10 protein-coding genes are annotated in these 13,236 nt (G+C 74.6%); 5 read left to right on the forward strand and 5 right to left on the reverse strand.

Annotated features, from left to right (window positions below; translation table 11 throughout):
- The first annotated feature begins 23 nt into the window (after nt 1–23).
- Nucleotides 24–467: a MarR family winged helix-turn-helix transcriptional regulator gene (locus IL992_RS23215; RefSeq protein ID WP_319018758.1), complete on the forward strand. Its 444-nt coding sequence runs from the start codon at nt 24–26 to the stop codon at nt 465–467.
- Here the strand turns inward: IL992_RS23215 and IL992_RS23220 are convergent.
- Nucleotides 436–627, reverse strand: coding sequence for a hypothetical protein (locus tag IL992_RS23220; RefSeq protein WP_193205470.1), 192 nt, complete (start codon nt 625–627; stop codon nt 436–438). The genes IL992_RS23215 and IL992_RS23220 overlap by 32 nt on opposite strands.
- A 295-nt stretch (nt 628–922) precedes the next feature.
- Here IL992_RS23220 and IL992_RS23225 point away from each other — a divergent pair, with 295 nt between their 5' ends.
- The 4 genes from IL992_RS23225 (at nt 923) to IL992_RS23240 (ending at nt 6,562) form a co-directional block, all read left to right on the forward strand.
- Nucleotides 923–1,495 (forward strand): OsmC family protein, encoded by a 573-nt coding sequence (locus tag IL992_RS23225; RefSeq protein WP_193205471.1) that lies wholly within the window; start codon nt 923–925, stop codon nt 1,493–1,495.
- A gap of 56 nt (nt 1,496–1,551) precedes the next feature.
- Nucleotides 1,552–2,763, forward strand: a complete 1,212-nt coding sequence (locus IL992_RS23230) for an NAD(P)/FAD-dependent oxidoreductase (protein WP_193205472.1) — start codon at nt 1,552–1,554, stop codon at nt 2,761–2,763.
- Nucleotides 2,764–2,794: 31 nt separating this feature from the next.
- On the forward strand, nt 2,795–5,941 hold the full coding sequence (locus tag IL992_RS23235) for an ATP-binding protein (RefSeq protein ID WP_193205473.1): 3,147 nt from the start codon (nt 2,795–2,797) through the stop codon (nt 5,939–5,941).
- Between the two features lie 132 nt (nt 5,942–6,073).
- Nucleotides 6,074–6,562 (forward strand): hypothetical protein, encoded by a 489-nt coding sequence (locus IL992_RS23240; protein WP_193205474.1) that lies wholly within the window; start codon nt 6,074–6,076, stop codon nt 6,560–6,562.
- A 172-nt stretch (nt 6,563–6,734) separates the two neighbouring features.
- On the opposite strand, the gene IL992_RS23245 is transcribed toward IL992_RS23240, so the two are convergent.
- The 4 genes from IL992_RS23245 to IL992_RS23260 all read right to left on the reverse strand — a co-directional run bounded on the left by IL992_RS23245 (nt 6,735) and on the right by IL992_RS23260 (nt 12,985).
- A complete protein-coding gene (locus tag IL992_RS23245; RefSeq protein WP_193205475.1) occupies nt 6,735–7,772 on the reverse strand; it encodes a hypothetical protein in 1,038 nt (345 codons plus the stop codon).
- Between the two features lie 5 nt (nt 7,773–7,777).
- Complete coding sequence (locus tag IL992_RS23250; RefSeq protein WP_193205476.1) at nt 7,778–11,335, reverse strand: WD40 repeat domain-containing serine/threonine-protein kinase; 3,558 nt, start codon at nt 11,333–11,335, stop codon at nt 7,778–7,780.
- Between the two features lie 194 nt (nt 11,336–11,529).
- A complete protein-coding gene (locus tag IL992_RS23255; protein ID WP_193205477.1) occupies nt 11,530–12,516 on the reverse strand; it encodes an aldo/keto reductase in 987 nt (328 codons plus the stop codon).
- A 94-nt stretch (nt 12,517–12,610) separates the two neighbouring features.
- Nucleotides 12,611–12,985: a DUF2255 family protein gene (locus tag IL992_RS23260; protein ID WP_193205478.1), complete on the reverse strand. Its 375-nt coding sequence runs from the start codon at nt 12,983–12,985 to the stop codon at nt 12,611–12,613.
- Between the last annotated feature and the right edge of the window lie 251 nt (nt 12,986–13,236).

The raw sequence follows: 13,236 nt of genomic DNA on the forward strand, positions 1-13,236 counted from the left end.
TACGCTCGGACCGGGAGGTACGGGTGACCAGGACGACGACCGCAGAGGCCGGTACGGAATTGACGTTCGCCACCGCGCTGGTGCGCATGTCCCACGTGGTGCAGTACGTCTTCGCCGATGTGAGCCGGGAGCACGGCGTCACCCCACAGCAGGCGCAGTTGCTGTGCATGCTGACCGGCGGCCCCATCGGCATGACCGAGCTCAGCCGCCTCCTCCACCTGGAGAAGTCCAGCCTCACCGGGCTCGTGGACCGGGTGGAACGGCGCGGGCTCGTGACACGGGTCAGCCATCCTCGCGACCGCCGCGCCTGCCAGATCTCCCTCACGCCCGAGGGCGCGCGGCTCGGCGAGAAGGTGCACGAGGAGATCTGCGCGCGGCTGGACGTCCTGGGTGAGGCGATGCCGGAGGCCGACAGACGCCGGATCGCCTCGGCCCTCACGGGCGTGGTCGCGCGCTACGCCACCTGAGCGTCCGGCGGGGCGCCAGGGCCGCGGAGGGGGTGGCGGCGTCGAGAGTGACGTCACCGCTCCAGTCGAGGAAGGACCCCTGGGGAAGGTGGTCCGGCCCCAGGAAGAAGCCGCGCGTGATGCCGGTGACATGCACGACGGCTCCGTTGTCGGCGCCCACCACGACCCTCCTCGATGTCGTCGGCCGGCAGCTCGACCGTGGTCGCGGCCGGATCGTCCCGCTGGATGGACCAGGTGGGATCCACTGGTTCGACAGGTAGACGGTGCCGCCGTTCCTGAGGCGCACACCGAGCGAGACGCCGACCCAGGACGGGAAGGAGCCGGGAAGGTTCCTCCGCGGCTCGGGGAAGGGCGCGAGAAGGCGGGCTTCCTAGCGTTCCCCCCGTCGCCACTGACCGGATGACATCGCCGCGGCACCCCGCCGGGCGGCCGTGACGGGCGGCAGAGGAGGAACCATGACCACCACGCACACCCGCGCACCCCGCAACGGCGTGGACACCCCTGTGCTCTTCGCGACCCTGAACGCCGTCAAGGGCAAGCCGGAGCTGGCGAAGTTCCAGTTCCGGGCCACCAACACCTGGATCAGCGGCACGCACAACCGCACGACGATCCGGGGCTTCTACGGCGCCGGTCGGGAGGACACGACCCGGACCGAGGACTTCACCTACGACGCCGACCACCCCAAGGTCCTGGTCGGCGGCGGCAACGCCCCGACCCCGATGGAGTTCCTGCTGCACGCCATCGCCGCGTGCCTCACCTCCGGCGTGGCGAACATCGCCGCCGCCCGCGGTGTGACGCTGCACGAGGTGAGCTCCACCGTCGAGGGCGACATCGACCTGCTGGGCATCCTGGGCCTGTCCGACCAGGTGCGCAACGGCTACCAGGGCATCCGGGTCACGTTCCGGATCTCCGGCGACGCCCCCGGCGACGTGCTGCGCGGGCTGGTCGAGCAGTCCCGGGCCCGCTCGGCGGTCTACGACGTGCTGACCAACGGCACGCGAGTCGACATCGACGTGGCCACCGCCTGAGGGGCGGGCGCAGGCGCGCCGGCCGCCGCGTCCGCGAGGCGAGGAAGGAGAGACCGTTGGAACACTTCGACGTGGCCGTCGTCGGCGCCCGTGCCGGCGGGGCCGCGGCCGCGATGCTGCTGGCCCGGCAGGGACTGCGAGTGCTGCTGGTCGACCGCGACCGATACGGCGCGGACACCCTGTCGACCCACGCCCTGATGCGCGGCGGCGTGCTGTTGCTGTCGCGCTGGGGCCTGCTCGACCGGATCGTCGCCGCGGGCACTCCCCCGGTGCGGCAGACCCGGTTCCACTACGACACCGAGACCGCCATCGTCAGCATCAAGCCCCGGCTGGGGGTGGAGGCGCTCTACGCGCCCCGGCGGAGTCTGCTCGACGCCGTGCTCGTGGACGCGGCGAGGGCAGCCGGCGCCGAGGTGCGGTTCGGGGTCACCGTCACCGGCCTGCTCCGGGATGACTCGGGGCGCGTGGCCGGGGTGCTCGGCCGCGACCGCGAGGGTGCGAGTGTGACCGTCCGGGCCCGGCTGACGGTCGGCGCGGACGGCCGGCGCTCCACCGTCGCCCGCGCGGCCGGCGCCCGCACCCTGCGTACGGGCACCGGCGCCGGCGCGGTCGTGTACGGATACTGGACGGGCCTCGAGACGAGCGGATACGAGTGGTTCTACCGGCCCGGCCATACGGCGGGGATGATCCCGACCAACGACGGGCAGGTCTGCGTCTTCGCCGGGATGCCGGCCGCCGTGTTCGCCGCCGGAGCGGGCGGCGACGGGGTAGGCGGCAGGGTGAACGGCAAGGCGAACGGCGGCCGCATGAGCTCCGGCAGGGCGGGCGGCGGCCTTCACGGCCGGTATCACCGGATGCTCGCCGACGCGACGAACGGAGCGGGCGGTCGCCTGGCCGCCGCCGAGCCTCCCCGCCGGTTGCGTACGTGGGTGGGGCGGCCGGGTTTCATCCGTGAGGCGCAGGGACCCGGTTGGGCGCTGGTCGGCGACGCGGGGTCCTTCGTGGATCCGCTGAGCTCGCACGGCATCACCGACGCCCTGCGGGACGCGGAATGGCTGGCGCTGGCGGTGGCGTCGGCGGGCGAACCGGGTTCGGTGCCCGGCGCGTTCGCCGCCGGCCGGGACCGCGTCATGGGCCCCATCCATGACGCGGCGGACCGGATCGCCGCCTACGACTGGGACATGCCCCGGGTGCGCCGTCACCTGATGGAGCTCAACTCGGCGATGAGCGCGGAGGTGGAATCGATCGGTGCCACCGGCGCCGGTTGACGAGTACCTTCATGTCCGGAGGTGGCGGGGCATGCGGGTACACATCACCCTGCTGGGCCGGTTCGCCGTTCAGGTGGACGACAGCGTGCTCCCGGCCGACGTGTGGAGCCGCCGCCAGGCGGCCGGGCTCGTCAAGCTGCTCGCCCTGGCGCCGCGACACCGGTTGCACCGGGAAGAGGTGATCGACGCGCTCTGGCCGGACGTCCCTCCCGACCAGGCCGCGCCCCGGCTGCACAAGGCCGCGCACTACGCCCGGCGGGCCCTCGGTCACGCGGACGGTGTCGTCCTGCGCAGCGAGAGCGTCAGCCTGTTCCCCGGCGTCCCGGTGGTCGTCGACGCGGTCCGTTTCGCCGAGGCGGCCACCGCCGCGCTCGCCGACGGCGGAGCCGCCGCGGCCGTCGCCGCCGCGAAGGCGTACTCCGGTCCCCTGCTGCCCGGCGACCCGTACGAACGCTGGGCGCAGGGCCACCGCGACCGGCTGCGTCTGCTGTACACGCGCCTGCTCAGGCAGGCGGAGCAGTGGGCCGAGCTCGCCGAGCTCGAACCGGCCGACGAGGAGGCCCACCTCGCCCTGATCCGGCGCTACGCCGAGCAGGGCGACCGCCGGGCCGCCCTCCGGCAGTACGAGCGGCTCGACCGGGCCCTCGGGAGAGAGCTCGGCGTCGCGCCCGGCCCCGAGGCGGTGGCACTGCGCGAGGCGCTGCTCGCCGATCCGGCCGGACGTGCGGGGTCCACCGGCCCCGCCGTCCTGGTGGGCCGCGACGCGCAGACCCGCCGGCTCGAGGAGGCCATGGCGGAGGTGGGACGGGGCCGGGGCCGCACGATGTTTCTGGCGGGCGCCCCGGGAGTCGGCAAGTCGTTCCTCGCCCAGTGGGCCGCGGGCCGGGCCGCGGACGGCGGCTGGCGCACCGGCGTCGGCGCGGCCTCGACGGTGGAGGGCGCCTGGCCGTACGCCCCGGTGCTCGAAGCGGTCGCGGACCTCTGCCGGCGCCACCCCAGCCTGCTGGACGGGCTCGACGACCGCTGCCGGGAGAGCATCGAACTGGCGCTTTCCGGCCGCGACCTCGACTGGCGCGGCGACGGCGGCCATCAGCGTCTCTACGTCGCGGTGATGGAGCTCATGCGGCTCGCGTCCGCGGGCGACGGCGCCCTGCTCGTCGTCGACGACGTGCACGAGGCGGACGAGGCCAGTTTGCGCCTGCTGCACTACCTGGCGAGGGGCTGCGCGAGTGAACGCGTGCTGCTGCTGCTCTGCCACCGGCGTCAGCCGCTCACGGACACCTTCGAGCAGGTGCGGTCGAGCCTGCTGGCCCGGGGAGCGGCCGTGGAACTGCCGGTGGAGCCGCTCGGCCGGGAGGAGACCGACGCACTGGTCCGCGCCTCCCGGCCTGACCTGGGACCCGAGACGAGCAGGCGGATCTGGGACATCTCGGGAGGTCTGCCGTTCGCCGTCGTCGAGGCCGCGCGAATGGCCGACGACGGGAACGCGCCCGGCGCCGTTCCCGGCGCCGTCGTGCTCGGTCTGCTCGACCCCCGGGGGCGGGCCGCGCTCGAACGGGTGGCCATCGCCGGCTCCGCGTTCGACACCGACGAGTTCATCGCGCTGTCCGGCACGACCGAGGACGAGGCGTTCGACTGCCTGGACGCGGCGCTGGCGGCGCTGGTCGTCGAGCGGACGGCGAGCGGATATCGGTTCCGCCACCCGCTGATCCGGGAGGCGCTGCTCGACGGCATCCCGCCTCACCGGCAGCGCCGGCTGCACCGCCTCTGCGCCGAGCGACTCGCCGCCCTGACCGCCTCCCCCGCCCGGATCGGTCACCACCTGCTCGCCGCGGGGGACGCCGAGGCGGCTGTGCCGTACGTGCTCCGCGCCGCGCAGACCGAGGCGGCGGTGGGCGCGTTCCGCGAGGCCCTGGCCCTCGTCGACTCTATCCGGCACGTGGCGGGCGAGGCCGACCGCCCGCGAGCCCTCGCGCTGCGCGCCGACCTGCTCGCCGCCGTCGGCGACGCGGCGGCCGCCGCGGCCTACCGGGAGGCGATCGAGGCCGCCCCGCCGCACCAGCGCACGCTGCCGCGGGCGCGGCTGGCCCAGATGCTGGTCCTGGCCGGCGACCTGGACACGGCCGGGGCGATGCTGGAGGAGCTGGACCTCGACGGCGGGCCGGCCGACTCGACGATCCTGCTCGCACGGGGCCAGCTCGCGTATTTCAGAGGTGACCTGGAACAGGCGCGGAAGGTGTCGGAGCGGGCGCGGAGCCTGGTCACAGGCGGCGAGCTGGACCGGCAGGTCCTCGACCTGGTCACGCTGCGGGGCCTGGTCGCGCACAACCGGGGAGAGTGGTATCAGCAGCTCCGCACGGAGTTACGCAGGACCCGCGACGAGCCGTCGCTGGCCACCGCGATCTTCGACTCCCATCTCTGCGTGGCCGAGTACCTGCTCTACGGGCCGACGCCGTACCGGGAGGTGATCGAGCTCGCGGCGGCGCTGCGGGAGACGGCGACGCGGGCGGGCGCGATGCGGGCCGTGGCGTTCGCGACCGCCCTGATCGGCGAGGCCGCCCTGCTGAGCGACGATCTCGACCTGGCCGAGCGGGAGCTGCGCGAGTCGGCCGACCTGCATCGCGAGATCGGCGCGCTCGTCGGCGAGTCGCACTCCCTGCAACGGCTGGCCGAGCTGCGCCTGGCCCGCGGCGACCGGGCGTCCGCGAGCCGCCTGCTCAACCGGGCCCTGCCGCTGGCGCGGTGGTCGAACCTGGCGATGCACCTGATGCAGCGCATCTACGGCACCATGATCATCGCCGCCGACGGCCCTCGGGAGGCACGCGCGATCGTGGACCGCGCCTGGGCCGCCCTCGGCGCGGACGACATCTGCTTCTTCTGCCACGTCATGCTCGCCGTGCCGTCGGCGATCGCCTGTGCCGACGTCGGCGACCTCGACGACGCGCGATTCCATCTGGCCGCCGCCGAACGCTCCGCGGAGCTGTGGGAGGGCACCTCCTGGCAGGCGGCGATCCTCGAGGCCCGGGCGCATCTGGCCCGCGCCGAAGGGGACAGCCAGGGGCAGGCGCGCCTGCTGGCGCGGGCGGCGGACCTCTTCGCCGACGCCGGGCATCCGCGGGACGCGGCACGCTGCCGCACTCCCCTCGTGGCACCGCCTGACACGACTGACGCCGACTGACATCCCCTGACGCCGCCTGTCGCCGGGGAAGGAGTTCGCCCGGCGCGGAGAAGGATCGGGGAAGGGCGGCCCCGTAGCGTCCGCGACGTCGCCGGCATCGACCACGTGCCGGCCAATCGTCCGGAGGAAACCATGAAAATCCACGCAATCCGCCGTTCCGCGATCGCCGCGGCGCTGCTCGTCAGCGGCGTGCTCGGCCCGGCCGGCACACCCGCACAGGCGGCGACCCAGATCACGGCCTCGCTGGCGATCACCAGATCCGCCGAACTCGGCCTGTTCGACGTGCGCGTCCTGGTCAAGGTGCCGATGAACCTGTACGACGCCAACGGATACCTCAACAACGGAGCGCGGATCGAGTTGCGGTTCTACGGAGAGGACCCGGTCTCCGACGACTTCCTCGTGGGTCCGATCACCTACGTGCGGTCGGCGACCGGATTGTCGGCCACCGAGCAGGGCATCCGCCTGTCGGCTTCCTGGCAGGAGGCCCCCGGAAGCTGGCTGAACGAGGATGACGGCTTGGCCGAGGGCGTCACCGACGAGATCTACGTCCGCGCCAGGTTCGTCGACGGCGACGGCGCCACCATCCAGGCCAGGTCCAACACCGTGAAGGGCATCTTCTGACCGGCCCGCCCCTCGGTCTCACGCCGTGGGCGAGAGCACGGCGAGCCCGGCTCCCGGGCCACGAGCCGCTCCGGCCCTTGTGTGAGTGAGGGCGTAGCCGCGCGGCACCTGAGATACCGGGCGGCGGGCGCTCGCGGCGTCCTGGTCGCGACACGCTGCCGGCATGGGCGGCTCAGGTCGCGGTGAGCCTGCGGACCGGCGATCTGCACGACCGGCGCTGCGACGGCGCCTGCGAGTCGAAGCGGACCTGCCAGTCGCCCGTCGACGGCACCTTCTTCCGCAGGGTGAACCTGCCGTCCGAACCCGTCGTCGCCGACCCCTGCACGGCGTCGGCACCCGAGCCCGACGGGTCGAACCAGAGACGGACGCGCTGCTGGGGTAGCGGGTCCCACCGGGCGGGCCCCCCGGCGGGCTCGACCCGGACGAGCAGTGTGCCGGTGTGGGTCGCCTTCCTGCCTCGCCTGCCGCTCTTGGGGCTCGCCGAATAAGTGATCGTGGTCCGGGCCCCGGCGGCTCGCACTGTCGAACGGACCTCGGCGCTCCTCGCGGCGGTGAAGCGCACGCGGTCCTCGGCGGCCCCGCGGAACTCCGCCGACCAGAAGCCGGACTCGGTCGCCGTCACCGTCACGTCGAACCGGCCCGACCTGCCGGTGACGACCCTCGCCACCTCCCTGCGGGCGAGCATGTCCTCGGGCCGGAACAGCAGGACGACCGTCCGGCCGGGAAGACCGCCCCAGTCGTCCTTCCCGGTCACCGTCTCCAGGCGGCCGGAGACGGTCAGCCGATCCCCCTCGTCGACCGGATCCGGGGACAGCTCGAAGCCGTCGATCCTCGACCGCCGCAGCCCCTCCTCGGCCTGGACCTCGAACTCCCGCTCCTCGGTGACGCCGCCGGCGCCGACCACGACGCGCCAGGTCCCCGCCGCCGCGTCCCGGCCGAACGCGTGCCCGGCCCGCCACCGCTCCTCGAAGGTCGTGCGCTCCTCACGCTCGAAGCGCAGTCCGGTGCGGGACCCGTCCGGGGCCACCAGGTCGCCCTTCACCTCGGCGGACGGGCCGCTGGTGACCACCGCGAAGGTCGCCACGACCGGGTCCTCGCCGCCGATCGGGACGGGGTCGGGATCGACCTCGACCGACTCGATCTCCACGAGAGCGGTGCCGGCGGCGGGCCGTCGCAGGAGCCGCGCGAGCAGGTGGTGGATGATCGTCATGTCGCTCAGCACACCTTCCGGTAGGGCGCCTCCGGCACGAGGCGCCGCCAGTCGTCATCTCCCAGGCCGCCGCCCGCCCGCGCGCACACCTCGGCCGCGGCCCGTTCCGGCTCGATCGTGTAGCGCCGCAGCGTCCCGTCCTGCCCGGCGCTGTAGAGGTAGCGCCCGTCCGCTCCGAAGGCGAGCGCGAGCACCCGGCCGGTGTGGACGGCGTACGGCAGGCCCAGCGGCGACCGCGTGCCGGCGTCCCACAGGCGGACCTCCCCGCTCGTGCCGCCGGTGGCGATCAGCCGCCCGTCGGGCGAGTAGGCGAGCGCCACGACGTCGTCGAACCGTCCCTCCTCGGGCGCGAGCGTCCCCGTACGCCGCAGCGTGCGAGCGTCCCACAGGCCCACGCCGGCCTCGTGGAAGCCGGTGGCGATCACCGAGCCGCCGGGGCTGAACGCGATCGACCGCACCCCGTCGAGGACGGGCCCGAAGGGGCGGCCGGTGACCGTCCCGGTGACCAGGTCGACCAGGGCGGCGTCCCGCCCGCCGATCGCGAGGACCCGGCCGTCCGGGCTGACCGCCATGACGTCCCATCCGCTGCGGCGCGGGGCGGGAATCTCCGCGCCGCGGGCGAGGTCCCACACCCGGACCGGCTCGTAGTCTTCGCCGACGGGCGCCACGGCGAGGACCCCGCCTCCGACCGCCAGCCCGCCCACCGAGCCGGCGCCCACGACCGGGACGCGGCGGAGCGGGCGGCCGTCCGGCACGCTCCAGAGGCTCACCGTCATGGCCTCGCCCGGCACCTCGCCCGCGGGAACGGAGGCGAGCGTGTGGACGTCGGGAAAGGCGAGCGCACCGGCCGGTGTGCCGCCGAGCGGCGGCCCGAGGCCGACGCCCCGGGCCGGATCCCACAGGAGCGGCCCTTTCCCAGGCGGCGAGACGGCGAGCGTCCGTGCACCCGGCGCGAAGGCGGCGGCGACCGCCGACGGGGACACCACCGTGGAGCGGGCCCCCGCCCCGGCGTCCACCGTGGCGACCCTGCCGCCGCTCAGCAGGTAGCGCAGCACCGGGCCACCCGCCGCGCCGGTGGCGACCCTGATGTCCGGCATGCCGGTGGTGTCCCCGGGCGTGGAGTAGGCCAGCAGTCCTCCGCGGTCCGCGCTCCACAGGCCGGCGCCGGTGCGGTCGAAGGTCAGGACGAGCCTGCCGCCGTCGCCGTACGCGAGCCAGACGGCGGAGGCGCCCTCCAGGACGGGGCCGCGGCGGCGGCCGGTGGACAGGTCCCAGAAGCCGACGTCCTCGCCGCGGCCGACCGCGATCGTGTGGCCGTCGGGGCTGAAGGCGACGGCGTCCCCCCGGCCGCCCGCGGGGGCGGGAAGACGCCGCGGGCCGTGCGGACGCCCCGCGACCGGCTCGTACAACCGGTATCGGCCGTCGTCCAGCAGCACGGCGGCGTGCCGCGCGGAGACCACCACTCCCTCCGCCCGCTCGTCGCGCACGTCGAGGAGTTCGACACCGCGAAGGGCGTCCCAGACCTGGCCCCGATGGCCGGGCGCGAGCACGGCGAGGCGCCGGCCGTCCGGGCCGAACGTCATCTCCAGTGCGCCGTTCCCGAACCCTGGCCCGAGCGGACGGCCGGTGGACAGGTCCCACACGCGCAGACGGCCGCCGCCGGAGACCGCGAGGCGGCGGCCGTCGGGGCTGAGCGCGACGGCGTCGGCGGCCGGTCCGATGCCCCGGGCGCCCCCGGCCACGCGGTGCGCGGCCACCTCCCACAGGACCGCTCGGCCGGCGTCGGCGACGGCGAGCAGCCGGCCGTCCCCGCTCAGGTCGAACCTGGCTCCTGCGGTGACGGGCGGGGGCGGGTCGATCCGCCGCAGCGGCTGGGCGAGCGAGCTGTAGAGGGCCGCCCGCGCCTCGGGCACCCCGGCCAGCCGCCAGGCGGCCACGCTCAGCGCCATCGCCCGGGTGGGATCGGACGAGCGCGAGGTCTCGGCCAGGGCGGCGAGCCGCCGGGCCACGGCCACGTCCCGCTGCCGCTCGGCGGACGACTTCTGGTCGAGGGCCACCCCGGCCGAGGCCGCCGTGACGGCCACGAGCACGGCGAGCACGGCGGTGAGGCGGCGGCGACGCCGGGCCCGGACCCGGGCGAGGGCCCGGGACGCATCGAGGAACGCCTTCTCCAGCGTGTTCAGCGTGACGTGATGGCGCGCGGTCGCCGCCCAGCCGAGCGCCGTCTCCAGCGCCGTCCCCTGGTAGAGGTCGCCGGGACGCCGCCCGTGCAGGTCCCACATCCGGGCGGCCTCGGTCAGCGGCCGCTGCACCCGCAGGCCCGCCCGATCCGCGTCGACCCACCCGCGCAGCCGGGGCCAGGCGCGCAGCAGGGCGGCCGCGGCGAGGGCGACCGTCTCGCCCTCCCGGACGACGAGGTCGGCGCGCGCGAAGCCCGACAGCACCCGGCCGGCCGTCTCCCGGTCGACCACGCCGTCGAGGAGCTCGTCCTCGGGCACCGGCCGGGGAAGGTCGTCGCCTCCCTCTCCCGGCGCGACCATGCGCAGCAGGATCCGCGGCACCAGCGCCTGGTCGGCCGGGACGAGCGCGCCGTACGCCTCCTCGGCCACGGCCGCGAGGGAGGGCGGCGCGACGGCCCTGGACGGCCCGAGACCCTCGGCCGTACGGGTGCCCTCCGCGAGCAGCGCCTCGCCTCGCGGCGACGGGTGCCCCAGCAGCGTCGCGAGGAGGGTGTCCGCGTCCGGCCTGGCCTCCGGGTTCTTGTCGAGCGCGCGGGCCACCAGGCCGCGCAGCGGCTCCCCCAGCGCCGTCAGGTCCGGCTCGGCCGCCAGGATGCGGTGCAGCAGGGCCGCCACGCCGGTCAGCGCCTGCCCCGCCGCGTCCGGATCGCCGCCCGGTACGGGCAGACGCGCGGCCCCCTCGGCGAACGGCTCCCGGCCGGTGGCGGCGAACAACGTCACTGCTCCCCAGGCCCAGACGTCGACGGCTGGGCCCGTCCGTGCCCCGAGGACGCTTTCCGGAGCCATGAACGCCGGCGTGCCGGCGACGTGCCCGGTCGTCGTCAGCGACATGTCGGTGGTCCGCGCGATGCCGAAGTCGATGACCCGCGGGCCGTCGGGGCCGATCAGCACGTTGTCCGGTTTGAGGTCGCGGTGGACCACCGACGCCCCGTGGATGGCGGCCAGCGCCGTCGCGATGCCCGTGGCGAGGCGGTGCAGCTCTCCCGGCCCGTACGGTCCGTCCCGCGCGACCGCCGCGCGCAGGCTCGGCCCGGCGACGAACTCGCTCACGATGTACGGCTGGGGACCCTCCAGGTCGGCGGCGATGACCCTGGCCGTGCAGAAGGGCGCAACCCGGCGCGCGGCGGCGACCTCCTTGGCGAACCGCGCCCTCGCGCGCGCGTCGCCCGGCCCGCCCGCCGGGCGGAGGACCTTGACGGCCACCCGGCGACCGGCCTCGTCGTAGGCCTCGTACACGACGCCCTGCCCGCCCTCGCCCAGGCGGCCGGCCAGCCAGTAGCCGCCGAGCCTGCGCGGATCGCCGGGGAGCAGGACGGTCGCCATCCAGACCTCCCGCCATCCGGAGACCGCATGCCCCGATCGTGCTACGGGGATCCGGCGCCGCCAAGACCCCTGCGGCGCGCTCGATCAGGCGCAGGGCCTGCGGAAGACGTGTCTTCTCGACCGGTACGGCCGGGGCGCCCGATGGGAGTGGGAACCTCTCCTGGACACTCCGCCCCCTGGCCCGCGCGGCACGTTCAGCGCCCGACCATCTTCATGTGCGCCGCGCCGTACCGGTCTCCGGCCACCCCCACACGGGTCGCCAGGGCGTCCAGGTCGGCCCGCTCATCCGCGGACAGTCCCACCCCGGTGGCGGCGGCGTTCTCCTGCAGTCGGGACAGGCGGCGGGTGCCGGGGATCGGCACGATCCACGGCTGCTGGGCCAGCAGCCAGGCCAGGGCGATCTGCCCGGGCGTGGCACCCTTGGCCTCGGCCAGCGTACGCACGTGATCCACCAGGGCCTGGTTGGCGGGCAGGTGCTCGGCGTCGAAGCGCGGGATCGTCGCCCGGATGTCCCCCTCGGCGAAGGAAGTGCCCGGGGCGACCGTGCCGGTCAGGAATCCCTTGCCCAGCGGGCTGAACGGCACGAAGCCGATGCCCAGCTCCGCGCAGGCAGGCAGCACCTCGGGTTCCGGGTCACGGGTCCACAACGAGTACTCCGACTGCACCGCCGTGACCGGGTGCACGGCGTGGGCCCTGCGGATGGTGCCGACCGACGCCTCCGACAGACCGAAGTGCTTGACCTTGCCCGCCTGTACCAGTTCACCCACCGCGCCGGCGACATCCTCGATCGGCACGTCCGGGTCCACCCGGTGCTGGTAGAACAGGTCGATCGCCTCAACGCCCAGGCGCCGCAAGGAGGCGTCGGCCACCTTGCGGATCTGCTCGGGCCGGGAGTTCAGGCCGACAGGCTTGCCGCCCTGGATGTCCCAGCCGAACTTGGTGGCGATCTGCACCTGGTCCCGGATCGGGGCTATGGCCTCACCCACGAGTTCCTCGTTGTGATAGATGCCGTAGACCTCCGCGGTGTCAAGGAACGTCACCCCGGCATCCAGCGCAGATCGGATCACGCCGATCATGTCCTCGCGGGCGCCCGGATTCGGGCCGTAGCTCTGCGACATGCCCATGCAGCCCAGCCCCACGGCCGACACCTGCAGGCCTTGCCCCAATGTCCTGATGTGCACCACTAGCTCCTTCCTATCGACGAACTGCTGCCGACGCCCTCCGACCCGGTCGATGCGCGGACGCAGATGGCCTTGCCGGGTTGGCTTACGCGCCTCAGCGCGGCAGGAGTTTGAGGGTGGTGGCGCGGGCGGTGGCGGCGACCATCGGCTCGACGTAAGTGCTGTAGCGGCCGTACTTGCGGCGGTAGGCGGCGTCGATGCGGTCGTTGACGGCCGGGTCGCTCTCCTCGGCGAGAGCGACGTTCTTGGTCACGCCGCCGGCGCTGACGCGTCCGGCGTGGCTGGCGCAGGCGGTGCGATACCACGCTCCGCCGCTGCCGCGCCAGGAGCGGACGAACAGTTCCTCGCCGTCGCGGACGACCCAGATGGTGGTGGGCTTGCGCAGGCTGCCGTCGCTGCGTTGCGGAGCGATGTCGAGTTCGTCGGCGGTGCCGATGCGCTCCAGCTCATCAGCGGTCCAGGTGGTCATGGTGCCCTCTCCTTGTTATCGGTGGTGTGGTCGGTTCAGGAGCTTCTGCACGAGGAGCGAGATCACGAGGCCGCGGCAAGAGCCCTCGGCAGAACCCCGGCGGGTGCGGTGCGTCGCGGAGGAAGAAGCCGGCGATGCCGAGTCCACACAATGGCCAGGGGGCTGGGATCAGAAGGGGGCGCGTCCCTCGCCTCCGGCGGACCGTGCCCTGCGGCCGTCCCATGCTCGTGCTTCGGGGCCGTCAGGGGCCG

The sequence above is a fragment of the Microbispora sitophila genome (assembly GCF_014892245.1).
Lineage (GTDB): Bacteria > Actinomycetota > Actinomycetes > Streptosporangiales > Streptosporangiaceae > Microbispora > Microbispora siamensis.

What these genes read in the sequence shown, in the direction of transcription:
- IL992_RS23225 (WP_193205471.1), top strand. Translation starts at nt 923, where the DNA reads ATGACCACCACGCACACCCGCGCACCCCGCAACGGCGTGGACACCCCT.
- IL992_RS23235 (WP_193205473.1), top strand. Translation starts at nt 2,795, where the DNA reads ATGCGGGTACACATCACCCTGCTGGGCCGGTTCGCCGTTCAGGTGGAC.
- IL992_RS23240 (WP_193205474.1), top strand. Translation starts at nt 6,074, where the DNA reads ATGAAAATCCACGCAATCCGCCGTTCCGCGATCGCCGCGGCGCTGCTC.
- IL992_RS23245 (WP_193205475.1), bottom strand. Translation starts at nt 7,772, where the DNA reads ATGACGATCATCCACCACCTGCTCGCGCGGCTCCTGCGACGGCCCGCC.
- IL992_RS23250 (WP_193205476.1), bottom strand. Translation starts at nt 11,335, where the DNA reads ATGGCGACCGTCCTGCTCCCCGGCGATCCGCGCAGGCTCGGCGGCTAC.
- IL992_RS23260 (WP_193205478.1), bottom strand. Translation starts at nt 12,985, where the DNA reads ATGACCACCTGGACCGCTGATGAGCTGGAGCGCATCGGCACCGCCGAC.